Genomic DNA, 25,978 nt, shown 5'->3' with positions numbered 1-25,978 from the left:
GCGCGCAGTCCCTTCCATCACTGGGCGAGCAGGCGGGCCGCTCGCTTGGCGAAATAGGTCAGCACACCGTCGGCACCGGCACGCTTGAAGCACAGCAGCGACTCCAGGATCACCTCGTCGGCGTCCAGCCAGCCGGCCTCGAAGGCGGCCATGTGCATGGCGTACTCGCCGCTCACCTGGTAGGCGTAGGTGGGCGCCTTGAGCTCGTCCTTCACCCGGCGCACCACGTCCAGGTAGGGCATGCCGGGCTTGATCATCACCATGTCCGCGCCCTCGGCCAGGTCCACTGCCACCTCGTGCAGCGCCTCGTCGCCGTTGGCCGGGTCCATCTGGTAGGTGCGCTTGTCCGCCTTGCCCAGGTTGGTGGCGGAGCCCACCGCATCGCGGAAGGGGCCGTAGTAGCGCGAGGCGTACTTGGCGCTGTAGGCCATGATGCGGGTGTTGACCAGCTGCTCCTGCTCCAGCACCCGGCGGATCTCGCCGATGCGGCCATCCATCATGTCCGAGGGGGCGACCACGTCGGCGCCGGCCTCGGCGTGGGAGAGGGCCTGCTTGAGCAGCGTCTCCACGGTGCGGTCGTTGAGCACATAGCCCTGGTCGTCGATGATCCCGTCCTGGCCATGGCTGGTGTAGGGGTCCAGCGCCACGTCGGTGATGATGCCGAGCTCGGGGAGGGCCTCCTTGAGGGCGCGCACGCTTCGCTGCACCAGGCCGCCGGCGCTGTACGCCTCCTCGGCCAGCTCGCTCTTAAGCGAGGCGTCGACCACCGGGAACAGCGCGATGGCGGGGATACCCAGCGCCACCGCCTCGCGGGCCTCCTCGATCAGCAGGTCCAGCGACAGGCGCTCGACCCCCGGCATGGAGGGCACCGCCTCGCGCTGGCCTTCGCCCTCTTGGACGAAGACCGGCCAGATCAGGTCGGCCGGGGTCAGCACGTTTTCCTGCATCAGCCGGCGCGAGAAGGCGTCGCGGCGCATGCGCCGCATGCGGGTGGCGGGGAACTGGCGTGGGGTGGTGAAGCTCAAGGTCGTCTCTCCGGCTCTGGCGCCGCCGATATCAGTCTGGCGGCGCGGTGTGACAGAAGTGTGACAGCGAGTGTGTCGTCTGGCCTCGAGTATATCAGTGCGCCGATGCGCCGAAAGTCTCGCCTTGTCGCACCGGGGGGATCGCTCTAGAGTGAGGCTTTCTTTTCGGTCCTGCCGCGGGCAGGCGAACCCTGCAAGGAGATAGGCATGAGCAAACAGGTGGCGGTCATCCTCTCGGGCTGTGGCGTCCAGGACGGTTCCGAGATCTACGAGACCACCCTGACCCTGCTGCGGCTCGACCAGCTGGGCATCGGCTACCGCTGCTTCGCGCCGGACATCGCCCAGCACCACGTGGTCGACCATCGCCGTGGCGAGGTGGTCGAGGGCGAGACGCGCAACGTGCTGACCGAGTCGGCGCGCCTGGCACGGGGCGAGATCCTGCCCCTCGACGAGCTGGCCGCGGACGAGTTCGATGCGGTGGTGCTGCCCGGTGGCTTCGGGGCGGCCAAGAACCTCTCCACCTTCGCCGAGGCGGGCGCCGAGATGCAGGTGCTCGACGAGCTCAAAGAGGTCCTCGAAGACTTCCATGAGGCGCGCAAGCCGATCGGCCTGATGTGCATCAGCCCGGTGATGGTGCCGCGGCTGCTGGGCAACGGCATCGCCGTGACCATCGGCCACGACCCGGGCGTCTCCGGCGCCATCAGCGCCATGGGCGGGCTGCACCGCAGCTGCGGGGTCGAGGACATCGTGGTCGACTTCGAGCATCGCGTGGTGACCACCCCCGCCTACATGCTGGCCACCCGCATCAGCGAGGCCGCCACCGGCATCTTCAAGCTGGTCGATCGCCTCGACGAGCTGATGGATCTCTAAGCCACAAGCGACCAGCGCCCAGCAGCAAGGAACCCCGCAGGCTCTCGCTTGCGGGGTTCACTGTTGGTGAGGACCAGGAACGCTTGCTTGCCGCTTAGGCGTCCTCTTCCTCCGCCTCGCGCTGCTGCTTCTTGCGCCGGGCGAGACGCCCGAACAGCAGGCCGATCTCGTAGAGCAGGTACATGGGAATCGCCAGCAGGCTCTGGGAGATCACGTCCGGGGGCGTCAGCAGCATGCCCACCACGAAGCAGCCCAGGATGATGTAGGGACGCTTCTTCGACAGGCTCTCCACCGTGGTGGCGCCGGAGGCGATCAGCAGGAAGGTGGCGATGGGGATCTCGAAGGCCACGCCGAAGGCGAAGAACAGCTTCAGCACGAAGTTGAGGTAGGCGTTGATGTCGGTCATCACCGTCACGTTCTCCGGCCCGGTCTGGGTGAAGAACTCGAACAGCAGCGGGAAGACCGCGTAGTAGGCGAAGGCCGCGCCGCCATAGAACAGCAGCACGCTGGAGGCCAGGATCGGCAGCGCCAGCGCCTTCTCGTTGTCGTAGAGGCCCGGGGCCACGAAGGCCCAGGCCTGGTGCAGCACATAGGGCACGGCGATGAACACCGCCGTGACCAGGGTCAGCTTGAAGGGCGCCAGGAAGGGCGAGGCCACCTCGGTGGCGATCATCTGGGAGCCTTCCGGCAGCAGCGCCATCAGCGGCTGGGCCACGAACAGGTAGATGTCGTTGGCGAAGGCGTAGAGGCCGAGGAAGATCACCAGCACCGCCACCACCGCGCGCAGCAGGCGCGAGCGCAGCTCGATCAGGTGTTCGATCAGCGGCGCCTGGTGCTGTTCCGGGGAGTCGCCGGGGTTGCTCATCGTTCGGGGGCGTCCTTGTCGGCGGAGGAGGGCTCGGGCGAGGCGTCGGGTGCGGTGTCGGCGCCCTCGCGGGCGCGTGCCAAGGCATCATCCAGGCGCTGCTCCGGGGTGGCGCGGGCCGGCGTCTCGCCGCTGCCCGCCTCGCCCCTGGCGGGGCGCTCGGGCTCGGCGATGCCTTCCACGCCACGCTTCACCTGGTTGACGCTGTCGTCCAGCTTCTTCTGCTGCTCGTCGAGCTTCTGGCGCAGCTCTTCCGCCTCCAGCTGGGCGCTGATCTCGCGCTGCATGCCGGAGACGGTCCGCTTGATCTTGCCGATCCACAAGCCCAGGGTGCGCGCCGCCTTGGGCAGCCGCTCGGGACCCAGCACCAGCAGCCCCACCACGCCCAGCAGCAGGAGTTCGAGAAAGCCGATGTCAAACATGGCGGCTTACTTGCGCTCTTCCTGTTCCTCGGGCTTGCGCTCGGCCTGGACGTCGTAGGTGTTGGTCGACTCTTCCTTGTGGTCGACGCGGGCCTGGGGCTGGGCCTCGCCCTCCTCGTCGGACTTCTCGCCCTTCTCGTCCTCGTTCATCGCCTTCTTGAAGCCCTTCACGGCGCCGCCGAGGTCGGTGCCGACGTTGCGCAGCTTCTTGGTCCCGAAGATCAGGATGATGATGCCGAGAACGATCAGCAGCTGCCAGATACTGATACCACCTAACATGTGCGCTTCCTCTGAAACGTGGTCCCGGGCTGTCCGGGAGCCGAATGGGTCTATTGCGGCCGGGCGGCCTTCTCGTCGTGGCCCGAGATACCGAAGCGCCGCGCCAGCTCGTCGAGCACCGCCTGCTGGTCGAGCCCGAGATGCGACAGCATCACCAGGCTATGAAACCACAGGTCGGCCGTTTCGGCGATCAACGCTTGGCGCTCGGCCTCGCCGCCGTGCTCGGCGTCCTTCGCCGCGAGCAGGGCCTCGGTGGCCTCCTCGCCGACCTTCTCGAGTATCTTGTTCAGGCCCTTGTGATGCAAGGAGGCCACGTAGGAGTCGTCAGGGTCGGCGTCGCGACGCCGATCCAGGACAACCTGCAGCCGTTCGAGGATATCGCTCATCGGTGACGTCTCCGTGAAACGCGAAAGAATCAGTGCCAGGCCAGCAGCGCGAGGCCCAGGGCGGCGGCGGCCAGCGCCGGCCAGGGCTGGCCGCCGGCCCACTCGGCCAGCGGCTGCCAGGCCAGCGCCAGGGCCAGCAGCAAGAGCCCCAGGCGCAGCCGTCGGCCGCGCCGACCCTGGTGCTCCAGCTGGCGGCGGATGCCGCCGAGCGCCTCGCCCTGGCGGCGACGCTGGCGCTTCTCGAGTTCCGCCTGGAGCAGTACCTGGTGGGCCAGGGTGGGCAGCTCGGGCAGCCGATGGCTGAGCTCCGGGGCCTGGCGCTTGAGCGAGGCCCACAGGCCCTTGACCCCGGCGCGCTCCTCCATCCAGCGCTCCAGGTAGGGCTTGGCGGTCTGCCACAGGTCGAGCTCCGGATAGAGCTGGCGCCCCAGGCCCTCGATGTTGAGCAGGGTCTTCTGCAGCAGCACCAGCTGGGGCTGCACCTCCATGTCGAAGCGCCGCGCGGTCTGGAACAGCCCCAGCAGCACCTGGCCGAATGAGATGTCCTTGAGCGGCTTCTCCAGGATCGGCTCGCACACGGTGCGGATCGCCGCGGCGAACTCGTTGGCCCGGGTATTCTCGCCGACCCAGCCGGACTCGATGTGCAGCGCCGCCACCTCGTAGTAGTCCTGGTGGAAGAAGGCCAGCAGGTTGCGGGCCAGGTAGTCCTGGTCCTCGCGGGTCAGGCTGCCGACGATGCCGCAGTCGATGCCGATGTACTGCGGGTCGTGGGGGTGCCGGCGTGAGACGAAGATGTTGCCCGGGTGCATGTCGGCGTGGAAGAAGTTGTCGCGGAACACCTGGGTGAAGAAGATCTCCACCCCGCGCTCGGCGAGCTTCCTGAGGTCGGTGCCCTGGGCGCGTAGGGCGGCGACGTCGGCCACCGGGATGCCGTAGATGCGCTCCTGGACCATCACCCGCTGGCGGGTCAGCTCCCAGTGGATACCCGGCACGTAGAGGTGGGCGGAGTCCTTGAAGTTGCGCTTGAGCTGGGAGGTGTTGGCCGCCTCCTTGTGCAGGTCGAGCTCGTCGAAGAGGGTCACCTCGTAGTCGCGCACCACCTCGACCGGGCGCAGGCGGCGCGCCTCGGGGACCAGCGCCAGCAGCCGCGCGAAGCGGTAGAGCAGCGCCATGTCCTGGCGCATGACCCGCTCGATCCCGGGGCGGATGATCTTGACCACCACCTCCTCGCCGCCGTGCAGCCGGGCGCCGTGCACCTGGGCGATGGAGGCCGAGGCCAGCGGCTCGGGGTCAAAGCGGGCGAAGGCCTCGGTTACCGCCAGGCCCAGCTCCGCTTCGACCACCGCGCGGGCCTCGTGGCCGGGGAAGGGGGGTACCTGGTCCTGGAGGCGCTTGAGCTCGTCGGCGATGTCCTCCGGCAGCAGGTCGCGCCGGGTGGAGAGCACCTGGCCGAACTTGACGAAGATCGGTCCCAGCGACTCCAGCGCCAGGCGCAGGCGCTCGCCCCGGCTGCGCTCGCCAATGGGCACCAGACGCAGCGGCGAGAGCCTGAGCAGGGTGCGCAGCACCCAGGGCAGCCGTTCGACGGGGATCAGGGTGTCCAGGCGGTAGCGCGTGATCACCCACAGGATGCGCAGCAGCCGCAGCAGCATCATGGCGCAGCCCCGCCGGCGAGGCGCCGGTGCAGGCGGGCGAGGCGCGCCTCGAGGCGATCGGCGGTGACCTCGAGCTCGGTGAGGTGGTCGCGCAGCACCTCGACCTGGGGACGGCCGGGCAGCAGGCGGGCCTCCTCGACCAGGTATTCGGAAAGGTCGGCGCAGAACTCCTCGCGGGTGCGCAGGCCGAAGCGGCCCAGGCGACGCAGCCCCTCGGCCAGGCTGTGGGCGGGCAGGTCGCCGAGCCAGCGCGCCAGCTCGCCCTCCCAGTCCAGGTCGAGGTCGAGGAGCAGGTCACGGGTCGCCTCCAGCAGCGGGATGCGGCCGCGCACCGCGAGCCTGCCCTGGAACATCAGGCGCTCCATGTCGGCGCCGCCGAGCAGCGCGCCGAGGGTCTCGGCGTCGAGCTCCAGCACGGCGTCGAAGTCCGCCTCGTCGGCGTCATCGGGGCGCAGCAGGTCGAGTCCCTCGGGATGGAAGTGCAGCGCCAGGGCCAGCGCAGGATTCTCCAGGCGTACCAGCAGCCGCTGGCCGGCGAGGCGCGCCAGGCGACCGGGCGCCGCCGGGTCACGGGCGAGCAGGCCGTTGAGGGTCCGCTCGGCGGCGGCGAGCAGCAGGGTCGGGGTCAACGCCATGCCCACCTCAGAGCTTGATGCCGCGGTGCAGGGCGACGATGCCCCCGGTCATGTTGGTGTACTCGACCCGCTCCAGGCCGGCCGCCTCCATCATCCCCTTGAGGGTCTCCTGGTCCGGATGCATGCGGATCGACTCGGCGAGGTAGCGGTAGCTGTCGGCGTCGCTGGCCACCACCTGGCCGATGCGCGGCAGCAGGCGGAAGGAGTACTCGTCGTAGGCCCGGGTGAGCAGGGGGTTGTCGGGCTTGGAGAACTCCAGCACCAGCAGGCGGCCGCCGGGCTTGAGCACCCGGGCCATGGAGCGCAGGGCGGCGTCCTTGTCGGTGACGTTGCGCAGGCCGAAGGCGATGGTGATGCAGTCGAAGGTGTTGTCGGGGAAGGGCAGGCACTCGGCATTGGCCTGGACGTACTCGACGTTGGCGCCGACGCCGTGGTTGAGCAGCTTGTCGCGCCCGACCCGCAGCATCGATTCGTTGATGTCGGCTAGCACCACCCGCCCACGAGGCCCCACCAGCCGCGAGAACTTCAGCGTCAGGTCGCCGGTGCCGCCGGCGATGTCGAGCACGCTGTGGCCGGGGCGGACGCCGGCACGCTCGATGGTGAGGCGCTTCCAGAGGCGGTGGATGCCGAACGACATCAGGTCGTTCATGACGTCGTAGCGGGCCGCCACGGAGTGGAAGACATCGGCGACCCGGGAGGCCTTCTCCTCGAGGGGCACCTCCTGGTAGCCGAAGTCGGTGGTCTGCTGGTCCCTGGAGCTGGGGTTGGCGCTCATGCGATGGGGCTCCCGAATCGCTGCAATGGGAAGAGGTCGCTGCCTCGAATGGGCGCCATTGTAGCCTCGGGCGGCATCGCTTGTCTTGACGCGGGTTAGAGCTGCCGGATCTGGATGCCCAGCGGTTCGCGGCTGGCGCCGGCCGCCTCCAGGCGCTCGAGGTACTCCGCCCAGTTGGCCTCGCGATGCTGGATCAGCCACCACAGGTAGTCCCAGCTGTAGAGGCCGCTGTCGTGGCCGTCGTCGAAGTGCAGCTTGAGCGCATAGCGCCCGGTGGGGGTGATGTCCTTGAGGCCGACGAACTTCTTGCCGACCTGCAGGGTCTCCTGGCCCTTGCCGTGGCCGCGCACCTCGGCGGAGGGCGAGAACACCCGCAGGTACTCGCAAGGCAGCCGATGGCGCTCGTCGCCCGGGTAGGTCAGCTCGAGCTCGCGGGCCTGCTGGTGGTAGTGGACATTGGTGGGGATTGGGGCTGTCATAAGCACCTTCGGTACCGGGCTTCGCCCGGAGCTTTAAGCTGCAAGCCTTAAGCCGTAAGTGGCCTGCGGCCAGTTCCTGCTCGCAACGCCTCCTTGGGGCGCAGTTCCGTGATCGTGATGCTATCGGGACTGCGCCACCGAGGGGTTGCTTACAGCTTATCGCTTAAAGCTTACGGCTGGGTTTACAGGATATACCGCGACAGGTCCTCGTCCATCGCCAGCTCGCCGAGCTGGGAGTCGACATAGGCGGCGTCGATCACCAGCGGGCTGCCGATGTCGCTGCCGCGGAACGAGGCCTCCTCCAGCAGGCGCTCCATCACGGTGTGCAGGCGGCGCGCGCCGATGTTCTCGGTGCCCTCGTTGACCTTCCAGGCGATCTCGGCGATGCGCTCGATGCCGTCGTCGCTGAAGGTGACGTCGAGCCCCTCGGTGGCCAGCAGCGCCTGGTACTGCTTGGTCAGCGCCGCGGAGGGCTCGGTGAGGATGCGCTTGAAGTCCTCGGGGGTCAGGGCGTTGAGCTCGACGCGGATCGGCAGGCGGCCCTGCAGCTCGGGGATCAGATCCGAGGGACGCGAGAGGTGGAAGGCGCCGGAGGCGATGAACAGGATGTGGTCGGTCTTCACCATGCCGTGCTTGGTGGAGACGCTGGAGCCCTCGATCAGCGGCAGCAGGTCGCGCTGCACCCCCTCGCGGGAGACCTCGCCGCCACTCGACTGGCCGCTGCCCTTGGCCACCTTGTCGATCTCGTCGAGGAAGACGATGCCGTTCTGCTCCACCGACTCGATGGCACGGGCCTTGATCTCCTCCTCGTTGACCAGCTTGGCGGCCTCCTCGTCACGCAGCAGGGCGAAGGCGTCCTTCACCGCCACCCGGCGGGTCTCGGTCTTCTGCTTGCCCATGCCGGAGAAGAGGCTCTGCAGCTGGCTGGTCATCTCCTCCATGCCCGGCGGGGTCATGATGTCGAGGTTGGGGCCCTGCTGGGAGACCTCGATGTCGATCTCCTTGTCGTCCAGGTCGCCCTCGCGCAGCTTCTTGCGGAAGGCTTGGCGGGTGCCGCTCTCCTGGCGGGGCTGGTCCTCCTGGCCACGGGGCGGCGGCAGCAGGGCGTCGAGGATGCGGTCCTCGGCGGCGTCCTCGGCGCGGTGGCGCACCTCCTCCTTGGCCTGCTCGCGCACCAGCTTGATGGCGGCCTCGGTGAGGTCGCGCACGATCGACTCCACGTCGCGGCCCACGTAGCCTACCTCGGTGAACTTGGTGGCCTCCACCTTGATGAAGGGCGCGCGGGCCAGCTTGGCCAGGCGGCGGGCGATCTCGGTCTTGCCCACCCCGGTGGGGCCGATCATCAGGATGTTCTTGGGCGTCACCTCCTGGCGCAGGTCGCCGTCGAGCTGCATGCGACGCCAGCGGTTGCGCAGGGCGATGGCCACGGCGCGCTTGGCGTCCTGCTGGCCGATGATGTACTGGTCCAGGGCGTGGACGATCTCGCGGGGGGTCATCTGGGTCATGGTATCGGCCTTAGCCTGCCTTGGCAGGCAGCTCCTCGAGGGTGACGTTGTGGTTGGTGAACACGCAGATATCGCCGGCGATCGCCAGCGACTTCTCGGTGATCTCCTTCGCCGAGAGGTCGGTGTTCCCCAGCAGGGCGCGGGCCGCGGCCAGGGCATAGTTGCCGCCGGAACCGATGGCGATGATGCCGCCCTCGGGCTCCAGCACGTCGCCGTTGCCGGTGATGATCAGCGAGGCGTCCTTGTTGGCCACGGCAAGCAGCGCCTCGAGGCGGCGCAGGGCGCGGTCGGTGCGCCACTCCTTGGCCAGCTCCACGGCGGCCTTGACCAGGTTGCCCTGGTACTTCTCCAGCTGCGCCTCGAAGCGCTCGAAGAGGGTGAAGGCGTCGGCGGTGCCGCCGGCGAAGCCCGCCAGCACCTCGCCGCGGTAGAGGCGGCGGACCTTGCTGGCGTTGCCCTTCATCACGGTGTTGCCCAGCGATACCTGGCCGTCACCGGCCAGCGCCACCTGGTCACCGCGGCGAACGGATACGATCGTGGTCATGGAGGGGACTCCTTGGGGGAGCGGGTGATCGGCTCCCGATGACTTTCGGCGCCCTGACGGGCGCCGTGACGAAGCGGTCTGACGGGAGTAGGTGCGGGCGCGCGGCCGAGAATTCAAGCGCCGCGCGCGGGAGACCCATCGCAAGGGGCGGCATGGCTCAGGCTTACCCGGCGCCTTTCGCTATCGAGCAGAGCCGACCGAGGTTGCCCAGGCGTGCAGGAGGTCAGTCGTTGAGCTGGATCAGCAGCGGCTCGATGCCCTGGGTGACCATCAGGTCGCGGGCCCGGGAGAGCTCGCGGCGGTCCTCGTAGGGGCCCACCTGCACCCGGTGCCAGGTCTGGTTGCCGCTCGCCTTGACCTCGCTGACCTGGGCCAGCAGGCCGAAGTCGCGCAGGCGGCTGCGCAGCTGCTGGGCATCTCCGGGCTCGCGGAAGGAGGCGGCCTGGAGCATGAAGCGCTGGCCCGAGGCGGTGGTGGCCGGGGTGGCCCGGGTGTCGGCCGCCTCGGCCTGGGCCTGGCGGTCGTTGGCCTGACGGTCTTTGGATAAGTTGGCGGCGATCACCTGGGCGATGGGGTCCGCATCGGGGGCGCGCTCGCTAGTCGACCCCTCGGCCTCCGGCGCCTCCGGCGGCGGCGGGGTGGCGGTGGAGGCCGGCATCTCGCCGCCCGGGGCGATCACCTCGGACTCCGGCAGCAGGGTGTAGAACTCGAAGGTCGGCATCGCCGGCGGCTCGGGCTCGGCCGCTGGTGCGGGCTCGCCGGGCGGCGGCGCGCTGCGCGGCAGCACCCGGGCCAGCGGCGAGTCCTCGTCCTGCCAGGGGGCTACGCCATGCTGGTGCTGGGAGAGCAGGAAGCCCGCCACCAGGCCGGTCAGCCCCCATAGCCAGCCGGGCAGGCGCCACTCGCGTCGCGTCCTGCTGGTGGGTTGGCGGCGGCTGCTGGTGGCGCCGCGCTTCTTGGCGGGTGGCTTGCGGGTGGCCATGGCTTACATCTCCTCCGGGGCACCGACTCCCATCAGGTCCAGGCCGTTGCGCAGCACCTGGCGGGTGGCCAGGCCCAGCGCCAGCCGGGCGTTGCGCAGGGCGTCGTCCTCGACCATCACCTTCACCGCGTTGTAGCAGGTGTGGAAGTCGGCGGCGAGGTCGAGCAGGTACTGGGCGATCTGCTGGGGCTCACGGGAGGCCGCGGCGTGCTCCACGGCCTCGGGGAAGCGTGCCAGGCGGTTGAGCAGCGCCTTCTCCTGGTCGGCCTCCAGCAGGGCCAGGCTCTGCATGGCCAGGGCGTGGTCGAAGGGCTTCTCCTCGGCCTCGGCCTTGCGCGCCACGCTGCACACCCGGGCGTGGGCGTACTGCACGTAGTAGACCGGGTTGTCGTTGGACTGCGAGCGCGCCAGGTCGATGTCGAAGGTGAGCTGGGAGTCGGCGCGGCGCGCGGCCAGGAAGAAACGGGTGGCGTCGCGGCCCACCTCGTCGATCAGGTCGCGCACGGTGACGTAGCTGCCGGCGCGCTTGGAGAGCTTCACCTCGACCCCGGAGCGGGTGACCATCACCATCTGGTGCAGCACGTAATCGGGCCAGCCCCTGGGAATATCGGCCTCCAGGGCCTGCAGGCCGGCGCGCACCCGGGTCACGGTGGAGTGGTGGTCGGCACCCTGCTCGTTGATCACCGTCTCGAAGCCGCGCTGCCACTTGTCGAGGTGGTAGGCGACGTCGGGCAGGAAGTAGGTGTACTGCCCGTCGGACTTGCGCATCACCCTGTCCTTGTCGTCGCCGAAGTCGGTAGTGCGCAGCCACAGGGCGCCATCCTGCTCGTAGGTGTGGCCCTTCTCGATCAGGCGCTCGACGGTCGCCTCCACCTTGCCGTCGCGGTAGAGGGAGGACTCCAGGAAGTAGACGTCGAAATGCACACCGAAGGCCTTGAGGTCGAGATCCTGCTCGCGGCGCAGGTAGGCCACGGCGAACTCCTGGATCGCCGCCAGGTCGTCGGGGTCCGCCTGGGCGGTGACGTGGCGGTCGTCGGCGTGGACGGTCTCGCCGGCGAGGTAGGCGTTGGCCACGTCGATGATGTAGCCGCCGCGGTAGCCATCTGCCGGCCAGCCCGCGTCCTCGGGGTCGAGCCCCCTGGCGCGCGCCTGCACCGAGAGCGCCAGGTTGGTGATCTGGGCGCCGGCGTCGTTGTAGTAGAACTCGCGGGTGACGTCGTGGCCGGTGGCCTCCAGCAGGCGGCACAGGCAGTCGCCGATGGCCGCGCCGCGGCCGTGGCCCACGTGAAGCGGGCCGGTGGGGTTGGCGGAGACGAACTCCACCTGCACCTTGCGGCCCTGGCCGGTGAGGCTGCGGCCGAAGGCGTCACCCGAGTCGAGCACCTGGCGCACCACCTGGGCGGCGGCATCGGTGGCGGCGAAGAAGTTGACGAAGCCGGGGCCGGCGATCTCCACCTTTTGCACCGCGTCGCTCTCGGGCAGGGCGCCGACCAGCGCCTCGGCCAGCTCGCGGGGCTTGCGGCCCGCCGGCTTGGCCAGCATCAGGGCCAGGTTGGAGGCGTAGTCGCCGTGGGTCTTGTCCTTGGTGGGGTCGACCTTGATGGTCGGGGACAGGTCGGCGGGCAGTACGCCCTGCTGCCGGAGGGAGTCGAGGGCGTCCTCGAGCAGCGCAACGATGGTCTCTTTCATGAGGCGTCGGAATGTCCTGTGGCGTCGCGGCGAGCGGCCGATGAACCGGCGGTGACGAGGCGCTCGTGCGATGCGGGCATGGATGGGGAGCCTTGGCGGCGCGGCTGGCCATTATCGGCAATTGTGGGGCGGCTTTAAAGGGCGACGCTCAGCTCAGCGTCTGGGGGTCGATATCCAGCGACCAGCGCACCCGGCGCGCCTCGGGGGTGGCCTCGAGCCAGGCGGCCAGCCAGGCGCCGGCCTCGTGGAGGGTGCTGCGCCGCTCGGCGCCGAGCATCAGCTGCAGGTGGTAGCGGCCCTGGCGGCGCTCCATGGGAGCCGGCACCGGCCCCAGGCAGTCTACCGCGAGCTTGCGCTCGGCCAGCCAGCCGCGCAGGGCCGTGGCGGCGCGCCGGGCGAGCTCGCCCACCGCCTCCTCCCGGGCGCTCTCCAGGCGCAGCAGGGCGAGGAAGCGGAAGGGCGGCAGGGCGGCGGCGCGGCGCTCCTCCAGCAGGCGGTCGGCCAGGGCCGCGTAGCCGCGCTCAGCGAGCAGGCGCAGGTGGGGGTCGTCGGGGTGCATCGTCTGTACCAGCACCCGGCCGGGGTGGGCGGCGCGCCCGGCCCGGCCGGCCACCTGTACCAGCAGCTGGGCGCCCTGCTCCAGGGCGCGGAAGTCGCTGGCGTAGAGGCCGGCGTCGGCATTGACCACCACCACCAGGGTGACGTGGGGCAGGTGGTGCCCCTTGGCCAGCATCTGGGTGCCCACCAGCAGGCAGGGCTCGCCCCGGCGCACCTCGGCGAGGACCGCCTCGAAGGCGTCGCGACGACGGGTGCTGTCGCGGTCGATGCGGTGCACCGGCACCTTGGGGAAGCGCTCGGCGAGGGTCTCCTCGGTGCGCTCGGTGCCGCTGCCCAGGGGGCGCAGGTCGATGCTGCCGCACTCGGGGCAGGCCTCGGGCAGGGCGCGGCGGCGGTCGCAGTGGTGGCAGGCGAGCAGCGGCGGCCGGCGGTGCAGGGTCATGCGGGCGTCGCAGGCGTCGCACTCGGCCAGCCAGCCGCAGGCGTGGCAGGCGAGGGTGGGGGCGAAGCCGCGGCGGTTGATGAACACCAGCACCTGGTGGCCGGCGTCGAGGGTCTCGGCGATCGCCTCCAGCGCCGGCGGGGCGAGGCCGCCCAGGCGTCGTCGGCCGCGCAGGTCGAGCAGCTCCAGCGCCGCCGGGGCGTGGCGGGTGGCGCGCCGGGTCAACGGCAGGTGGCGCCAGTCGCCGCGGCGGGCCAGGGCGAGGCTCTCCAGCGACGGCGTGGCGCTGCCCAGCAGCACCGGGATGGCGTGGCGGTGGGCGCGGGCCACGGCGAGGTCGCGGGCGTGATAGCGCAGGCCGTCCTGCTGCTTGTAGGAGCCGTCGTGCTCCTCGTCGACGATGATCGCCCCGGGCCGCGCCAGGGGGGTGAAGATCGCCGAGCGGGTGCCGATGACGATGGGCGCACGGCCGCTGGCGGCGGCCTCCCAGGCGTCCAGGCGTTCGTGGTCGGTGAGCCCCGAGTGGAGCGCCACCACCGGCACCCGGAAGCGACGGCGGAAGCGCGCCAGGGTCTGGGGGGTGAGGCCGATCTCGGGCACCAGCACCAGCGCCTGGCGGCCGCGTCCCACCACCGCCTCGATCAGCTGCAGGTAGACCTCGGTCTTGCCGCTGCCGGTTACCCCCTCCAGCAGGCAGGGGTGGTAGGCATCGAGGCGCTCGTGGAGCACCGCCAGGGCCTGGGCCTGCTCGCGGTTGAGGGGCAGGGCGGGCTCGGCCAGCAGGTGGTCGGCGTCGGGGCGGGCCGGTGCGCTCAGCGCCTCCTCCTGCCGCTCGATCAGCCCCTTGGCGGCCAGCGAGCGCAACTGGTCGCGGCTGAAGGCCTGGGCGAGGATCGCCTGGCTGGCCAGGCCGTGGGGGTGCTGGGCGAGCATGGCCAGCAGCGCCGCCTGGCGCGGGGCGCGGGCGAGGGCCTCGGGGCCGGCGTCCCGGCCGGCGGTGGTGAGCGCCCAGCGCTCCCGGGTGCGCCCGGCCAGGGGGCGTCCTTGGCGCAGCAGCACCGGCAGCGCCTGGTGCAGGGTATCCCCCAGCGGGTGCTGGTAGTAGCGGGCGGTGAAGCGGCACAGCCACAGCCAGTCCGCCGGTAGCGGGGCCTCATCGAGACAGGCCAGCGCCGGCTTGAGCTCCGAGAGCGGCAGCTCGCCGTGGTCGAGGCAGGCCACCACCACGCCGACCACCTCGCGGCGCCCGAAGGGCACTCGCACCCGCAGTCCCGGCGCCCAGCCGCCGGGCGGCGCCTCGCGGGCGGGGCGGTAGTCGAACAGGCGGCGCAGCGGCGAGGGCACGGCGACGCGCAGCACCCGAGGGGCGGGGGAGTCAGGCAATTGGCCTCCGGTGGCGGCTCTGGTAGAATGCGGCGCTCCCCGAAATGCCGATACGGCGTGGCGGGGATTCCTGGTGAGTTTCCGCGGTTGCTCGGCAACCGGATCACAACCGTATGCGGTGCCTGGCAATGGATCAGGTGGCGGCATACAGCGCAACGAGGCCCAAGATGAAACAAGGTATCCACCCCGAATACAAGGCGGTCACCGCGACCTGCTCCTGCGGCGCCACCTTCGAGGTCGGCTCCACCGCCGGCCACGACCTGGAGCTGGACGTCTGTTCCCAGTGCCACCCCTTCTATACCGGCAAGCAGAAGCAGGCGACCACCGGTGGTCGCGTCGAGCGCTTCAACAAGCGCTTCGGCGCCGCGCTCAAGCGCTGATCGCGTTGCGGCTCTTCGCCGTGCGTGACAAGAACCCGCCCCTTGGGCGGGTTCTTGCGTATCTGGCCGGAATAATGTCGACAATGGCGTCGAATGAGCGCCGATCGGGCGGCTATGCAAGGTGCTGTAAAGATATGGAAACTTTTTCTATACTCTGGATCACGACTTCACCCTGAGCGGACACAAAGCATGACTGACGCAAGACAGGCAGCGCTGGACTATCACGCCAAGCCCATTCCCGGAAAGCTCTCCGTCGAGCTGACCAAGCCCACCGCCACCGCCCGCGACCTCTCGCTGGCCTACAGCCCCGGCGTCGCCGAGCCGGTGCGCGAGATCGCCCGCGACCCCGAGAACGCCTACCGCTACACCGGCAAGGGCAACCTGGTGGCGGTGATCTCCGATGGCACCGCCATCCTCGGCCTCGGCAACCTGGGCCCGCTGGCCAGTAAGCCGGTGATGGAGGGCAAGGGCGTGCTGTTCAAGCGCTTCGCCGGCATCAACTCCGTCGACGTCGAGGTCAATGCCGAGAGCCCGCAGGCCTTCATCGACACCGTGGCACGCATCGCCGATACCTGGGGGGGCATCAACCTCGAGGACATCAAGGCGCCCGAGTGCTTCGAGATCGAGCAGACGCTGATCGAGCAGTGCAGCATCCCGGTCTTCCATGACGACCAGCACGGCACCGCCATCGTCACCACGGCGGGCATGCTCAACGCCCTGGCCATCGCCGGGAAGTCGGTCGAGGAGGCGCGCTTCGTCTGCATGGGGGCCGGCTCCGCGGCCATCGCCTGCATGAAGCTGCTGGTCAGCTGCGGCGCGCGTGCCGAGAACATCTACATGCTCGACCGCAAGGGGGTGATCCACAGCGGGCGCGAGGATCTCAACCAGTACAAGGCGATGTTCGCCACCGAGACCGACAAGCGTACCCTGGGCGACGCCATCGACGGCGCCGACGTCTTCCTGGGCCTCTCCGGACCCAACCTGCTCTCCCCCGAGCAGCTCAAGAAGATGGCACCCAACCCGGTGGTGTTCGCCTGCTCCAACCCCGACCCGGAGATCCATCCGGCCGACGCCTTCGCCGCGCGCGACGACGTAATCATGGCCACCGGTCGCTCGGACTATCCCAACCAGGTCAACAACGTACTGTGCTTCCCGTTCATCTTCCGCGGTGCCCTGGACGTGCGTGCCACCCGCATCAACGAGGAGATGAAGGTGGCGGCGGTGCATGCGCTCAAGGACCTGGCCCGGGAGCCGGTGCCCGAGGAGGTGCTGGTGGCCTACGAGAAGGAGAGCATGAGCTTCGGCCGCGACTACATCATCCCCACCCCGGTGGACGTGCGCCTGCTGGAGCGCGTCTCCTCGGCGGTGGCCCAGGCGGCGGTGGACTCCGGGGTGGCGCGCAAGCCCTATCCCGCCCACTACCCGCTGAAGACCGTGGACGACGTCTACGGCGGCTGATGCCGCAGACGCCAGTCGCCACAACGACAAGGCCGGCCCCTCGGGGCCGGCCTTGTCGTGTCCGGGCAGGGTGGCAGGCGCCGGGTGGCGCCTGCCGCCTCTCAGAAGATCGCCTCGTAGGTGCCGGTGCCCTGGGAGCCGCTGCGCCGCTCCACCTCGCGCTCCACTTGGCGGGGCTGCACGCTGGGCAGGTGGTCGGGGTGGAAGATCTCGCTGATGCCGCCCCCGGCGCCATCGGGCAGGCGTCGGCCGGTGTCCGGGTCGACGCGGGCGGTGACCAGGGCGGCGGGAGGCTCGGGCATCGCCGGCGGCTGGCCCTCCAGCGCCTCGCCCATGAAGTGCATCCACACCGGTAGGGCGGCGCTCGAGCCATATTCGGCGGTGGTGGTGTTGTCGTCCTTGCCCACCCAGGCGGTGGCCACCAGCTCGCTGTTGAAGCCGGAGAACCAGGTGTCGCGCTGGCCGTTGGTGGTGCCGGTCTTGCCGACGATGTCCTCGCGACCCAGCTCCAGGGCGCGGCGGCCGGTGCCGTTCTCGATCACGTCGCGCAGCATGTCGCGCAGGATGTAGAGGTTGACCGGGTCCACCACGCGCCTGGCCACCGGGTAGCGCCGGTCCCCGCGGGTCACCTCCTCGGTGCCGGGGGCGCAGTCGCGACACGCCACCGCGGGCAGGGCCTCCTCGATGAGCGTCTCTCCCTGGGCGATGCGTTCGACGAACCAGGGCGAGACCTGGAAGCCGCCGTTGGCCAGCACCGCGTAGGCGTTGGCCATCTCCAGCGGGGTCAGGCTGGCGCTGCCCAGCGCCAGCGACAGGCCGTTCGGCAGCCGCTCCTTCTCGAAGCCGAAGCGGGTGAGGAAGTCGATGGTGGTGTCCAGCCCCACCTCGCGCAACACGCGGATGGTCACCAGGTTGCGGGAGCGGGCCAGGGCGTTGCGCAGGCGCATGGGGCCCAGGAAGTCGCCGCTGGAGTTGACCGGGCGCCACAGCTCGTCGCTGCCGTCGTTGACCACCACCGGGGCGTCGTTGACCACGCTGGCGGCGTTCATCAGGCCGCTCTCCAGCGCCGCCAGGTAGATGAAGGGCTTGAAGATCGAGCCCGCCTGGCGCTGGGCCTGCACCGCGCGGTTGAACTTGCTGGCGTCGAAGTCGAAGCCACCCTGCAGGGCGAGAAGGGCGCCGGTGTCGGGCTCGAGCACCACCAGCGAGCCCTCGGCGCCGGGACGCTGGGCCAGGCGCAGGCTGCCGTCCTCGCGCTCCATCACCCGCACCAGGTCGCCACGGCCGGCGATCTCGGCGGCGGAGCCCGGTTCGGGGCCGCGGTACTGGGCGGTGCGGAACTCGCGCGCCCAGGAGAGGCCGTCCCAGGCGATGGTGCGCAGCTCGCCACCGCGCAGCAGCACGCGCATCTCGCGTCCCTCGCTTTCCACCACGATGGCCGGGCGGAGCAGGCCGTAGCGGGGGGTGCGCTCCAGCACCTGGACCCAGTTGCTGACGTCGCCGTCGATGCCCTCGACCCGGGTCTCGCTGCGCTCGGCGGCGCGGCGGGCGGTCTCGAGCACCTCGGGGGACTCCTCGAGCTCCTCCTCCAGGCCGCTGCGCTCGGTGCGGTCCTGGGCCTCGGCGAGGCTCTGGGGGATCTCCTCCTCCTCGGGGCCGCGCCAGCCGTGGCGGGTGTCGTACTCGATCAGGCCCCGGGCTAGGGCGCGGCGCGCCATGGGCTGCAGCTCGCTGTCCAGGGTGGTGGTGATGTGGTAGCCGCCGGTGTACGCCTCGCTCTCGCCGAAGCGCTCCACGGCATACTGGCGCGCCATCTCGGCGACGTAGTCGGCATCCACCTCGGCCTGGGCCACGTGGCGCTCGGCGGTGACCGGGGCCTGCACCGCCTCGTCGTAGGCGGCCTGGTCGATGTGCCCCAGCTCGCGCATGCGGAACAGGATCCAGTTGCGGCGGATCAGCGCGCGCTCCGGGTTGGAGAGCGGGTTGAAGCTGGAGGGGGCCTTGGGCAGGCCGGCGATCATCGCCGTCTCGGCCAGGGTCAGCTCGGCCAGCGGGCGGTCGTAGTAGATCTCGGAGGCGGCGGCGATACCGTAGGCGCGGTGGCCGAGGAAGATCTTGTTGACGTAGAGCTCGAGGATCTCCTCCTTGCTCAGCACCTGCTCCATCTGCAGCGCCAGCAGGATCTCGCGGATCTTGCGGGTGAAGGTGCGGTCCAGGGTCAGCAGGTAGTTGCGTGCCACCTGCATGGTGATGGTGGAACCACCGGACTGGATCTCGCCGCCGCTGGCGACCAGTTCAGAGGCGGCGCGCGCCAGCCCCATGGGATCGACCCCGCGATGCTCGAAGAAACGGTCGTCCTCGGCGGCCAGCAGGGCGTCGATGAAGGTCCGCGGGATCTCGTCATAGTCGATCGGCAGACGGCGCTCCTCGCCGAACTCGCCGATCAGCTTGCCGTCGCGGGTGTAGATCCGCAGCGGCGAGTGCAGCTCGGCGTCCTGGAGCTGGCGCACGTCGGGAAGGCCGGGGGCGAAGTAGAGCGCGGCGCCCACCACGCCCAGCCCGGCCGCGGCGGTGAGCGAGACCACGAGCCAGGCCAGGGAGAAGAGCAGGGTTCTGAGAAACGTCATGTAAAGGCGGTGTCCGTGCAGGGGGCGTGAGCGGAAAGGAGGTGAAGGTGACGCTCGGTTGCGCCGCCATTATAGGAAGCCGGGGCGGGGGTCACCAGCGTTGACCGTGCACGCCCAATGTTTACCGTGTGAGACTTGGCAAGATCATGTAACCTCATGCTTACAGGATGGGAAAAATAGGAAGCCCTGCCAGCGCCAGGAACGGCAGGCACCATGACAAGGCGGAAAAGCCGCGTGACTCAGCAGGGGCAGGACCGAGATGCGATTGATGGCATCCAGCAAGGGACTGATCGGCGTCGATATCACCTCGGCCACGGTCAAGCTCGTGGAACTCCGGCGTGCTGGCGCCACTTATCAGGTGGAAAGCTATGCCGTCCGCCCGCTGCGCGAGGGCGCGGTGGTCGAGCGGCGCATCCATGACATGGGCGAGGTGGTCGACGCCCTCACCCGTGCCGTCCAGCAGGCCAAGCCGCACACCCGCAAGGCGGTGGTGGCGGTGCCGGCCAGCGCGGCGATCACTAAGACCCTGACGCTGCCGGCCTCGCTCAGCGACGACGAGATCGAGGCGCGCATCCAGCTCGATTCAGACAAGCATATCCCCTTTCCGTTCAGCGAGGTCGCCTTCGACTTCCAGCGTCTGGGGCTCAACGCCCGCTACGCCGACCAGCAGGACGTGCTGCTGGTGGCCTGTCGCCAGCAGGATGTCAGCCAGCTCACCGACGCCGTGCTGCAGGCCGGCCTGACCCCGGCGGCGGTGGATGTCGAGACCTTCGCCATGGAGCGCGCCTTCACCGAGGTGCGTCACCAGCTGCCGGCGCTGGCCGGCGACGACGACTGCGTGGCGCTGGTGGATATCGGCGCCACCATGAACACCTTCCATGTGCTTCGCCAGGGGCGCGTGGTCTACAGCCGTGACACCGTCTTCGGCGGGCGCCAGCTCACCGAGGAGATCCGCAATCGCTACGGGCTGAGCTTCGACGAGGCGGGCCTGGCCAAGAAGCGCGGTGGCCTGCCGGAGGACTACCAGCGCAGCGTCCTCGACCCCTTCCTCGACACCCTGGTGCAGCAGGTGGGGCGCTCGCTGCAGCTCTACTACACCGCCGGGCGCAAGCAGGAGGTGCGTCACATGGTGCTGGCCGGCGGCTCCAGCGTGCTCCCCGGACTGGCCGAGCGCCTGGCCCAGGAGAGCGGCATGGAGGTCACCATCGCCAACCCCCTGGCGCGCATGAAGGTCACCAACCGCATCGACGTGCAGACCCTCTCCGGTGATGCGCCGGCGATGCTCACGGCCTGCGGCCTGGCAATGAGGGCGCGCCCATGACCATCGAGATCAACCTGCTGCCGTGGCGCGAGGAGCAGCGCGCCCGCCGCAGCAAGCGCTTCTACGTGACCCTGGGCCTCGCCGCCCTGCTCGGGCTCGGTGGCGGTTACGGCATGACCTGGTACTACCAGGAGGAGGTCGAGGCCCAGCGCCAGCGCAACGCCCATATCGAGGCCCAGAGCCGCCAGCTCGACTCGGCGATCCGCGAGATCAGCGAACTGGAACAGATCCGCGAGCAGATGCTCGAGCAGGTGCGGGTCTTCACCGAGCTGCAGAACGGGCGCACCCAGACGGTCCACGTGATGAACGACCTCACCGAGAGCCTCGAGGAGGGGGTGCACTATACCCAGCTCAATCGCCAGGGCGACAGCCTGCGCCTCTCCGGTCGTGCCGAGAATAACGGCCAGGTCTCCGACCAGCTGCGTGCCCTGGCGGCGGCGGCCTCCTTCACCGAGCCGGTGCTCTCCGCGGTGGAGGCCGAGGGGGGCGGCGAGCGTCGCAGCTTCAGCCTCAGCATGAGCCAGCGCATGCCGCCGGAATCCAGCGCGACGACCGCCGAGGGTGGCGGTGAAGGGGAGGGGTCATGAGTCTCAAGGCAGAGATGCGCCGCCTGCGCGAGCTGGACTGGCGCGAACTGGACATCAAGGAGGCCGGCATCTGGCCCTGGTCGCTGCAGCTGGTGCTGTGCCTGCTGCTGCTGGGGATCACCTTCGCCGGCATGCACTGGTACCTGGCCGGCCCCGCCAAGGAAGAGTTGGAGCAGGTTCGTTCGCAGGAGGCCCAGCTGATCCGCGACTACCGCAGCAAGGCGGCCCAGGCCGCCAACCTCGAGGCGATGCGCGAACAGATGGGCGTGCTCGAGGCGCGCATGGATACCCTGCGCGAGATGCTGCCCAGCGGCGCCGAGGTGCCCGCGCTGATCGACAACATCACCGAGACGGCGCTGGAGAACCAGCTGGCCATCGACTACATCCGCCTGCGTGGCACCGCGGCGCGGGAGCACTATGTCGAACAGCCCTTCGACATCCAGGTACGCGGCGACTACCACCGCATCGCCTCCTTCCTGGCCGGCGTGGCCGGCCTGCCACGCATCGTCACCCTGCATGACATGACGCTGACCCCCGAGGGCAGCAACGGCCAGGACCTGCGCCTGTCGATGCTGGCGCGCACCTACAGCTATCGCCAGCGAGAGGAGGGTGGCTCATGACGTATCGGCTGGTACCCCTTCTCGGCGCCGCGGTGCTGCTGGCCCTGGCCGGTTGCGCCGACCCACAGCTGGCTAGCCTCGACCGCGAGCTGGCCGATATCCGCAACAACCCCGGCCCGACGCCCAACGTCGAGCTGCCTGAGATTCCCGAGTACGAGCCGGTGCCCTACACCGCGGCCGACGAGCGCAGCCCCTTCGTGGCTCGCCTGCCCGAGGCCGAGGAGCAGGCCCAGGGCTCCGAGGAGCTGGCGCCCGACATGACCCGCCCGCGGGAGACCCTCGAGGCCTACCGCCTCTCCGAGCTCCGCCTGGTGGGGACCCTGGTGGAGGATGGTCAGCCCTCGGCGCTGGTGAGGGCACCGGACGGCCAGGTGCATCGCCTCTATGTCGGCAACCACATGGGCAGCGACTTCGGTCGCATCGTCAGCATCACCTCGTCCTCGGTCCAGCTGGTCGAGGTGGTGCCCACCGGTCGTGGTGGCTGGATCGAGCGCACCACCAGGCTCGAGCTCAACGGCCAGGACGCCGGCCAGAGATAACCAACAGCACAGCAAGCGATAGCCGCCCGTATGAGGGTGGCATCAAGCGGGGGGAAGGGAACCATGCGATCACTCATCATCAAGCGTGCAGCGGCGGCGCTCGCCCTGCTGGCGGTCTCCGGGGTGGCCCTGGCGGCCTCGACGCTCCAGGACCTCGACTTCCGCCAGGGCCCCAGTGGCGAGCTCGAGGTGGATCTGGACTTCGTCGGGGCGGTGCCCGAGGTGCGCGGCTACCGCATCGACGATCCGGCACGGCTCACCATCGACCTGATGGAGACCGACAATGGCCTTCCCGAGCGGCGCTACTCCCTGGGCATCGGTGGCGTGCAGCAGGTCACCGCCCTGGAGGCCGGTTCGCGCACGCGGCTGGTGTTCGACCTCGACGGGCCGCTGCCCTACAACACTCGCCAGCAGGGTGATCGCCTGCGCCTGGCCATCGGCGGCGGTGCCGCCGACACCGGGGTGGCCACCACCGCCACCCCCTCGACCGTTGCCACCACCGCGTCCACGACCGAGCCGGCCCCGCGCCAGCCGGTGAGCAGCGGCCCCAGCGTCGAGGACATCGACTTCCGCCGTGGCAGCGACGGAGCCGGGCGGCTGATCGTCACCTTCGACCGCGCCGGCGTCGACGCCCGGGTGCGCGAGAGCGGGCGCAACCGCATCACCGCCGAGCTGATGGACGTCGACCTGCCGCGTTCCCTGGACCAGGTCTATGACGTCAGCGACTTCGGCACCCCCCTGCAGCGCATCACCCCGCTGGTGGGCCGCAACGGCGTGACCCTCAACATCGAGGGCAGCGGCGACTACGCCATGGTCTCCACCCAGAGCGGGCGCCAGTTGACCATCGAGGCCCAGCCGGTGACGCGCCAGGAACAGGAGCGGCGGGTGCGCGAACAGTTCCCCTATACCGGCGAGCGCATCACCCTCAACTTCCAGGACATCGAGGTGCGCTCGGTGCTGGCGATCATCGCCGACTTCACCGGGCTCAACCTGGTGGCCAGCGACAGCGTTCAGGGACGAGTGACCCTGAACCTCCAGGACGTGCCCTGGGACCAGGCGCTGGACCTGGTGCTCAAGAGCCACGGCCTGGCCAGCCGCCAGGAGGGCAACGTGATCGTGGTGGCGCCCGCCGCCGAGCTTGCCCAGCGTGAGCAGCTGGAGCTGCAGACCCGCGAGCAGCTCGAGACCCTGGCGCCGCTGGAGACCGAGTATATCCAGGTCAACTACGCCAAGGCCGACGACATCGCGGCCCTGCTGCGTGGCGGTGGCCAGGCCGGCTTCGGCCTGCTCACCGAGCGTGGCAAGGTGGCGGTGGACCCGCGCACCAACACCCTGCTGATCCAGGACACCGCCGAGCAGATCGACAGCATCATGGCGACCCTGGAGCGCCTCGACGTGGCGGTGCGCCAGGTGCAGATCGAGGCGCGTATCGTCATCGCCAGCGACAGCGCCTCCCGGGAGCTGGGGGTCAACTGGGGTGTCTCGGGCAGCGGCAGCCGCTTCGACCTGGGTGGCGCCTCGGATGGTTCGCCGATCTCCGGCCTGGGCGGCCTCGCCGTGGACTTCGGCTCCACCGACCGTGGGGTGGGTGGCATGACCAGCTTCGCCTTCGGCTACCTCTCCGGTGACGTGCTGCTGGACCTCGAGCTGCGCGCCATGGAGAGCGATGGCAAGAGCTACACCATCTCCCAGCCGCGGGTGATCACCGCCAACCAGAGCACCGCGGTGATCAAGCAGGGCCAGGAGCGCGCCTACCGCGAGGCGGCGGCCAGCGGGGCCTCGGCGGTGGACTTCAAGGAGGCGGTGCTCTCCCTGGAGGTGACGCCACAGATCACGCCGGATGATCGCATCATCATGGATGTGGCCATCACCAACGACTCCTTCGGCGAGTTCAATCCCGGCGAGGAGCCGCCGGTGAACACCAACGAGATCGAGACCCAGGTGCTGGTGGATAACGGCGAGACCGTGGTGCTGGGCGGTATCCTGCAGACTGAGGAGCTGCGCAACCTGGTGAAGACGCCCTTCCTGGGGGACATTCCGGTGCTCGGCAATCTCTTCCGCTATACCCAGCAGAGCGACGAGAAGGTAGAGTTGCTGGTATTCATTACCCCACGAATCCTGGATGAAGGCGTGGCACTTCGCTGATGCTGGCACTACCCAACCTGATACTGATCGGCCCCATGGGGGCCGGCAAGAGCACCATCGGCCGCCTCCTGGCGGCCGAGCTTTCTCGTGACTTCCTCGACACCGACCACGAGATCCAGGCGCGCTGCGGGGCGGATATCCCCTGGATCTTCGATGTGGAGGGGGAGGCGGGCTTCCGCGACCGCGAGACCCAGATGATCGACGAGCTGACCCGGCGCGAGGGCGTGGTGATCGCCACCGGCGGCGGCGCCGTGCTGCGCGAGGAGAACCGCCGCCTGCTGCGCGAGCGGGGCACCGTCATCTACCTCTACACCACCGTGGAGCAGCAGCTAAGGCGTACCGCCAAGGACCGCAACCGGCCACTGCTGCAGCGCCCCGACAAGGAGGCGGTGCTGCGCGAGATGTTCGGCGTGCGCGACCCTCTCTACCGCGCCACCGCCGACCTCACCGTGCGCACCGACCGCCGCGGCCCGCGCTCGGTGGTCAACGACATCGTCCGCCGCGTGACGCGGCTGGTGGATCCCCTGCAAGCCAAGGCCTGAACCATGACCGACACCCCTTCCGGCTCGCGCACCCTCGAGGTGGCGCTGGGCAGCCGCAGCTACCCCATCCATATCGGCCCCGGCCTGCTCGGCACGCCCGCCGCCCTGGCGCCCTGGCTGGCCGGCCGCCAGGTGATGATCGTCACCAACGCGACGGTGGCGCCGCTCTACCTCGAGCGCTGCCGGGCGGCCCTGCCCGCCGACGCCGAGGTGCGCGAGCTGGTGCTGCCCGACGGCGAGGCCACCAAGACCCTCGAGCATGTCTCGCGCATCTGGGACGCCCTGCTCGAGGCCGGCTTCAACCGCCGCTGCACCCTGGTCGCCCTGGGCGGCGGCGTGATCGGTGACATGGTGGGCTTCGCCGCGGCCTGCTACCAGCGCGGCGTGGCCTTCATCCAGGTGCCCACCACCCTGCTGGCCCAGGTGGACTCCTCGGTGGGCGGCAAGACCGGGGTCAACCATCCGCTGGGCAAGAACATGATCGGCGCCTTCTGGCAGCCGCGGGCGGTGCTGATCGATACCGATACCCTGGCCACCCTGCCGGCCCGCGAGCTCTCCGCGGGCCTGGCCGAGGTGATCAAGTACGGGCTGATCCGCGACGCCGACTTCCTCGCCTGGCTGGAGCGCTCACTGCCCGAGCTGCGTGCCCTGGAGCCGGCCGCCCTGGCCCACGCCATCGAGCGTAGCTGTGCGCTCAAGGCCGAGATCGTCGCCGCGGACGAGACCGAGCAGGGCGTACGGGCCCTGCTCAACCTGGGCCACACCTTCGGCCACGCCATCGAGGCGCACCAGGGCTACGGCGCCTGGCTGCACGGCGAGGCGGTGGGCGCCGGCATGCTGATGGCGGCCGAGCTCTCGGCGCGCCTGGGCTGGCTCGCGTCGGCCGACGTCGACCGGGTCGAGGCGCTGCTCGAGGCCGCCGCGCTCCCCACGGCCGCTCCGGCCGCCATGGGCGTGGAGGACTTCCTCGCCCGCATGCGCCTCGACAAGAAGAACATCGACAGCCGCCTGCGCCTGGTGCTGCTGCGTGCCCTGGGTGCCGCCTGCGTCCACGACGCCACCCCGGAGGCGACCCTGCGGGAGCTGCTGGAGCACTTTCCCCGCGGCTGACCCCGTCCCCGCCTTCCGGTTTCCCCGTCATCGGATCGTCACGCCCGCGCCATCTCGGCGCGGGCGTGCTCGTCTATGCTGGGTGAAAGACGCGCGTCGGCGCCCAGATCGCGATCGATCGGCATGCCTCATGCGCTATCGGCATGGAGGAATCG

Annotated in this window: 25 protein-coding genes; 10 read left to right on the top strand and 15 right to left on the bottom strand. The window is 69.9% G+C overall.

The window, feature by feature from the left end; translation table 11 throughout:
- Positions 1 to 17 precede the first annotated feature (17 nt).
- Positions 18 to 1,025, bottom strand: coding sequence for a porphobilinogen synthase (hemB, locus tag BLP95_RS03100; RefSeq protein WP_089676982.1), 1,008 nt, complete (start codon positions 1,023 to 1,025; stop codon positions 18 to 20).
- 207 nt (positions 1,026 to 1,232) lie between these two features.
- Here hemB and elbB point away from each other — a divergent pair, with 207 nt between their 5' ends.
- Positions 1,233 to 1,895, top strand: a complete 663-nt coding sequence (elbB, locus tag BLP95_RS03095; protein ID WP_089676981.1) for an isoprenoid biosynthesis glyoxalase ElbB — start codon at positions 1,233 to 1,235, stop codon at positions 1,893 to 1,895.
- Between the two features lie 94 nt (positions 1,896 to 1,989).
- On the opposite strand, the gene tatC is transcribed toward elbB, so the two are convergent.
- From tatC to BLP95_RS03030, 13 genes are all read right to left on the bottom strand, one after another.
- Positions 1,990 to 2,760 (bottom strand): twin-arginine translocase subunit TatC, encoded by a 771-nt coding sequence (gene tatC / locus BLP95_RS03090; protein WP_089676980.1) that lies wholly within the window; start codon positions 2,758 to 2,760, stop codon positions 1,990 to 1,992.
- Positions 2,757 to 3,182: a Sec-independent protein translocase protein TatB gene (gene tatB / locus BLP95_RS03085; protein ID WP_089676979.1), complete on the bottom strand. Its 426-nt coding sequence runs from the start codon at positions 3,180 to 3,182 to the stop codon at positions 2,757 to 2,759. Before tatB ends, tatC begins: the two co-directional genes overlap by 4 nt.
- A gap of 6 nt (positions 3,183 to 3,188) precedes the next feature.
- Complete coding sequence (gene tatA / locus BLP95_RS03080; protein WP_089676978.1) at positions 3,189 to 3,461, bottom strand: Sec-independent protein translocase subunit TatA; 273 nt, start codon at positions 3,459 to 3,461, stop codon at positions 3,189 to 3,191.
- 50 nt (positions 3,462 to 3,511) lie between these two features.
- On the bottom strand, positions 3,512 to 3,847 hold the full coding sequence (locus BLP95_RS03075; protein ID WP_089676977.1) for a phosphoribosyl-ATP diphosphatase: 336 nt from the start codon (positions 3,845 to 3,847) through the stop codon (positions 3,512 to 3,514).
- Between the two features lie 29 nt (positions 3,848 to 3,876).
- On the bottom strand, positions 3,877 to 5,499 hold the full coding sequence (gene ubiB, locus BLP95_RS03070; protein WP_089677320.1) for a ubiquinone biosynthesis regulatory protein kinase UbiB: 1,623 nt from the start codon (positions 5,497 to 5,499) through the stop codon (positions 3,877 to 3,879).
- Positions 5,499 to 6,137 carry a ubiquinone biosynthesis accessory factor UbiJ gene (locus BLP95_RS03065; protein WP_089676976.1) on the bottom strand — a complete coding sequence of 213 codons (639 nt, stop codon included), beginning with the start codon at positions 6,135 to 6,137 and terminating at the stop codon, positions 5,499 to 5,501. The genes ubiB and BLP95_RS03065 overlap by 1 nt, the downstream gene beginning before the upstream one ends.
- A 7-nt stretch (positions 6,138 to 6,144) precedes the next feature.
- The gene (gene ubiE, locus BLP95_RS03060; protein WP_089676975.1) at positions 6,145 to 6,912 is read right to left on the bottom strand and encodes a bifunctional demethylmenaquinone methyltransferase/2-methoxy-6-polyprenyl-1,4-benzoquinol methylase UbiE; all 768 of its coding nucleotides are present in this window, start codon (positions 6,910 to 6,912) and stop codon (positions 6,145 to 6,147) included.
- 95 nt (positions 6,913 to 7,007) lie between these two features.
- The gene (locus BLP95_RS03055; RefSeq protein WP_089676974.1) at positions 7,008 to 7,391 is read right to left on the bottom strand and encodes a gamma-butyrobetaine hydroxylase family protein; all 384 of its coding nucleotides are present in this window, start codon (positions 7,389 to 7,391) and stop codon (positions 7,008 to 7,010) included.
- Positions 7,392 to 7,573: 182 nt separating this feature from the next.
- Positions 7,574 to 8,896 (bottom strand): ATP-dependent protease ATPase subunit HslU, encoded by a 1,323-nt coding sequence (gene hslU / locus BLP95_RS03050; protein WP_089676973.1) that lies wholly within the window; start codon positions 8,894 to 8,896, stop codon positions 7,574 to 7,576.
- A 10-nt stretch (positions 8,897 to 8,906) separates the two neighbouring features.
- A complete protein-coding gene (hslV, locus tag BLP95_RS03045; protein ID WP_023004847.1) occupies positions 8,907 to 9,440 on the bottom strand; it encodes an ATP-dependent protease subunit HslV in 534 nt (177 codons plus the stop codon).
- Positions 9,441 to 9,663: 223 nt separating this feature from the next.
- Positions 9,664 to 10,422, bottom strand: coding sequence for an SPOR domain-containing protein (locus tag BLP95_RS03040; protein ID WP_089676972.1), 759 nt, complete (start codon positions 10,420 to 10,422; stop codon positions 9,664 to 9,666).
- A 3-nt stretch (positions 10,423 to 10,425) separates the two neighbouring features.
- Complete coding sequence (gene argS / locus BLP95_RS03035; RefSeq protein ID WP_089676971.1) at positions 10,426 to 12,111, bottom strand: arginine--tRNA ligase; 1,686 nt, start codon at positions 12,109 to 12,111, stop codon at positions 10,426 to 10,428.
- Positions 12,112 to 12,259: 148 nt separating this feature from the next.
- Positions 12,260 to 14,641, bottom strand: coding sequence for a primosomal protein N' (locus BLP95_RS03030; protein WP_089676970.1), 2,382 nt, complete (start codon positions 14,639 to 14,641; stop codon positions 12,260 to 12,262).
- Positions 14,642 to 14,661: 20 nt separating this feature from the next.
- Between BLP95_RS03030 and rpmE the strand changes: the two genes are divergently transcribed.
- Together rpmE and BLP95_RS03020 are read left to right on the top strand one after the other, a co-directional pair.
- Positions 14,662 to 14,874: a 50S ribosomal protein L31 gene (gene rpmE, locus BLP95_RS03025; RefSeq protein WP_023004843.1), complete on the top strand. Its 213-nt coding sequence runs from the start codon at positions 14,662 to 14,664 to the stop codon at positions 14,872 to 14,874.
- Positions 14,875 to 15,063: 189 nt separating this feature from the next.
- Positions 15,064 to 16,332, top strand: coding sequence for a malic enzyme-like NAD(P)-binding protein (locus BLP95_RS03020; protein WP_089676969.1), 1,269 nt, complete (start codon positions 15,064 to 15,066; stop codon positions 16,330 to 16,332).
- A 101-nt stretch (positions 16,333 to 16,433) separates the two neighbouring features.
- On the opposite strand, the gene BLP95_RS03015 is transcribed toward BLP95_RS03020, so the two are convergent.
- Positions 16,434 to 18,959, bottom strand: a complete 2,526-nt coding sequence (locus BLP95_RS03015) for a penicillin-binding protein 1A (protein WP_089676968.1) — start codon at positions 18,957 to 18,959, stop codon at positions 16,434 to 16,436.
- A 259-nt stretch (positions 18,960 to 19,218) separates the two neighbouring features.
- On the opposite strand from BLP95_RS03015, the gene pilM reads away from it, so the two are divergent.
- The 7 genes from pilM (at position 19,219) to aroB (ending at position 25,823) form a co-directional block, all read left to right on the top strand.
- A complete protein-coding gene (pilM, locus tag BLP95_RS03010; RefSeq protein WP_089676967.1) occupies positions 19,219 to 20,280 on the top strand; it encodes a type IV pilus assembly protein PilM in 1,062 nt (353 codons plus the stop codon).
- Positions 20,277 to 20,867 carry a PilN domain-containing protein gene (locus BLP95_RS03005; RefSeq protein WP_089676966.1) on the top strand — a complete coding sequence of 197 codons (591 nt, stop codon included), beginning with the start codon at positions 20,277 to 20,279 and terminating at the stop codon, positions 20,865 to 20,867. The genes pilM and BLP95_RS03005 overlap by 4 nt, the downstream gene beginning before the upstream one ends.
- Positions 20,864 to 21,487, top strand: coding sequence for a type IV pilus inner membrane component PilO (locus tag BLP95_RS03000; protein ID WP_089676965.1), 624 nt, complete (start codon positions 20,864 to 20,866; stop codon positions 21,485 to 21,487). The genes BLP95_RS03005 and BLP95_RS03000 overlap by 4 nt, the downstream gene beginning before the upstream one ends.
- Entirely contained in the window at positions 21,484 to 22,026 is a 543-nt protein-coding gene (locus tag BLP95_RS02995; RefSeq protein ID WP_089676964.1) for a pilus assembly protein PilP, read from the top strand. Before BLP95_RS03000 ends, BLP95_RS02995 begins: the two co-directional genes overlap by 4 nt.
- A 63-nt stretch (positions 22,027 to 22,089) precedes the next feature.
- Positions 22,090 to 24,171 carry a type IV pilus secretin PilQ gene (locus tag BLP95_RS02990; RefSeq protein WP_089676963.1) on the top strand — a complete coding sequence of 694 codons (2,082 nt, stop codon included), beginning with the start codon at positions 22,090 to 22,092 and terminating at the stop codon, positions 24,169 to 24,171.
- Positions 24,171 to 24,713 carry a shikimate kinase AroK gene (gene aroK, locus BLP95_RS17045; protein ID WP_089676962.1) on the top strand — a complete coding sequence of 181 codons (543 nt, stop codon included), beginning with the start codon at positions 24,171 to 24,173 and terminating at the stop codon, positions 24,711 to 24,713. The genes BLP95_RS02990 and aroK overlap by 1 nt, the downstream gene beginning before the upstream one ends.
- A gap of 3 nt (positions 24,714 to 24,716) precedes the next feature.
- Positions 24,717 to 25,823 carry a 3-dehydroquinate synthase gene (gene aroB / locus BLP95_RS02980; protein WP_089676961.1) on the top strand — a complete coding sequence of 369 codons (1,107 nt, stop codon included), beginning with the start codon at positions 24,717 to 24,719 and terminating at the stop codon, positions 25,821 to 25,823.
- The last annotated feature ends 155 nt before the right edge of the window (positions 25,824 to 25,978 follow it).

Origin of the sequence: Halomonas shengliensis (assembly GCF_900104135.1) — a bacterium.
GTDB classification, from domain to species: domain Bacteria; phylum Pseudomonadota; class Gammaproteobacteria; order Pseudomonadales; family Halomonadaceae; genus Halomonas; species Halomonas shengliensis.
The sequence above is the reverse complement of the archived record's forward strand: the minus strand, read 5'-3'. Positions and strand labels throughout refer to the sequence as shown.

Bases quoted from the DNA above. Each gene is read 5' to 3' on its own strand.
- BLP95_RS03040 (WP_089676972.1), bottom strand. From the start codon at position 10,422: ATGGCCACCCGCAAGCCACCCGCCAAGAAGCGCGGCGCCACCAGCAGC.
- BLP95_RS03030 (WP_089676970.1), bottom strand. From the start codon at position 14,641: ATGCCGCCACCTGATCCATTGCCAGGCACCGCATACGGTTGTGATCCG.
- ubiB (WP_089677320.1), bottom strand. From the start codon at position 5,499: ATGCTGCTGCGGCTGCTGCGCATCCTGTGGGTGATCACGCGCTACCGC.
- tatC (WP_089676980.1), bottom strand. From the start codon at position 2,760: ATGAGCAACCCCGGCGACTCCCCGGAACAGCACCAGGCGCCGCTGATC.
- BLP95_RS03075 (WP_089676977.1), bottom strand. From the start codon at position 3,847: ATGAGCGATATCCTCGAACGGCTGCAGGTTGTCCTGGATCGGCGTCGC.
- BLP95_RS03005 (WP_089676966.1), top strand. From the start codon at position 20,277: ATGACCATCGAGATCAACCTGCTGCCGTGGCGCGAGGAGCAGCGCGCC.
- tatB (WP_089676979.1), bottom strand. From the start codon at position 3,182: ATGTTTGACATCGGCTTTCTCGAACTCCTGCTGCTGGGCGTGGTGGGG.
- argS (WP_089676971.1), bottom strand. From the start codon at position 12,111: ATGAAAGAGACCATCGTTGCGCTGCTCGAGGACGCCCTCGACTCCCTC.
- BLP95_RS02995 (WP_089676964.1), top strand. From the start codon at position 21,484: ATGACGTATCGGCTGGTACCCCTTCTCGGCGCCGCGGTGCTGCTGGCC.
- BLP95_RS03055 (WP_089676974.1), bottom strand. From the start codon at position 7,391: ATGACAGCCCCAATCCCCACCAATGTCCACTACCACCAGCAGGCCCGC.
- BLP95_RS03000 (WP_089676965.1), top strand. From the start codon at position 20,864: ATGAGTCTCAAGGCAGAGATGCGCCGCCTGCGCGAGCTGGACTGGCGC.
- ubiE (WP_089676975.1), bottom strand. From the start codon at position 6,912: ATGAGCGCCAACCCCAGCTCCAGGGACCAGCAGACCACCGACTTCGGC.
- hslU (WP_089676973.1), bottom strand. From the start codon at position 8,896: ATGACCCAGATGACCCCCCGCGAGATCGTCCACGCCCTGGACCAGTAC.
- rpmE (WP_023004843.1), top strand. From the start codon at position 14,662: ATGAAACAAGGTATCCACCCCGAATACAAGGCGGTCACCGCGACCTGC.
- BLP95_RS03015 (WP_089676968.1), bottom strand. From the start codon at position 18,959: ATGACGTTTCTCAGAACCCTGCTCTTCTCCCTGGCCTGGCTCGTGGTC.
- elbB (WP_089676981.1), top strand. From the start codon at position 1,233: ATGAGCAAACAGGTGGCGGTCATCCTCTCGGGCTGTGGCGTCCAGGAC.
- BLP95_RS03020 (WP_089676969.1), top strand. From the start codon at position 15,064: ATGACTGACGCAAGACAGGCAGCGCTGGACTATCACGCCAAGCCCATT.
- aroB (WP_089676961.1), top strand. From the start codon at position 24,717: ATGACCGACACCCCTTCCGGCTCGCGCACCCTCGAGGTGGCGCTGGGC.
- BLP95_RS02990 (WP_089676963.1), top strand. From the start codon at position 22,090: ATGCGATCACTCATCATCAAGCGTGCAGCGGCGGCGCTCGCCCTGCTG.
- tatA (WP_089676978.1), bottom strand. From the start codon at position 3,461: ATGTTAGGTGGTATCAGTATCTGGCAGCTGCTGATCGTTCTCGGCATC.
- pilM (WP_089676967.1), top strand. From the start codon at position 19,219: ATGCGATTGATGGCATCCAGCAAGGGACTGATCGGCGTCGATATCACC.
- aroK (WP_089676962.1), top strand. From the start codon at position 24,171: ATGCTGGCACTACCCAACCTGATACTGATCGGCCCCATGGGGGCCGGC.
- hslV (WP_023004847.1), bottom strand. From the start codon at position 9,440: ATGACCACGATCGTATCCGTTCGCCGCGGTGACCAGGTGGCGCTGGCC.
- BLP95_RS03065 (WP_089676976.1), bottom strand. From the start codon at position 6,137: ATGGCGTTGACCCCGACCCTGCTGCTCGCCGCCGCCGAGCGGACCCTC.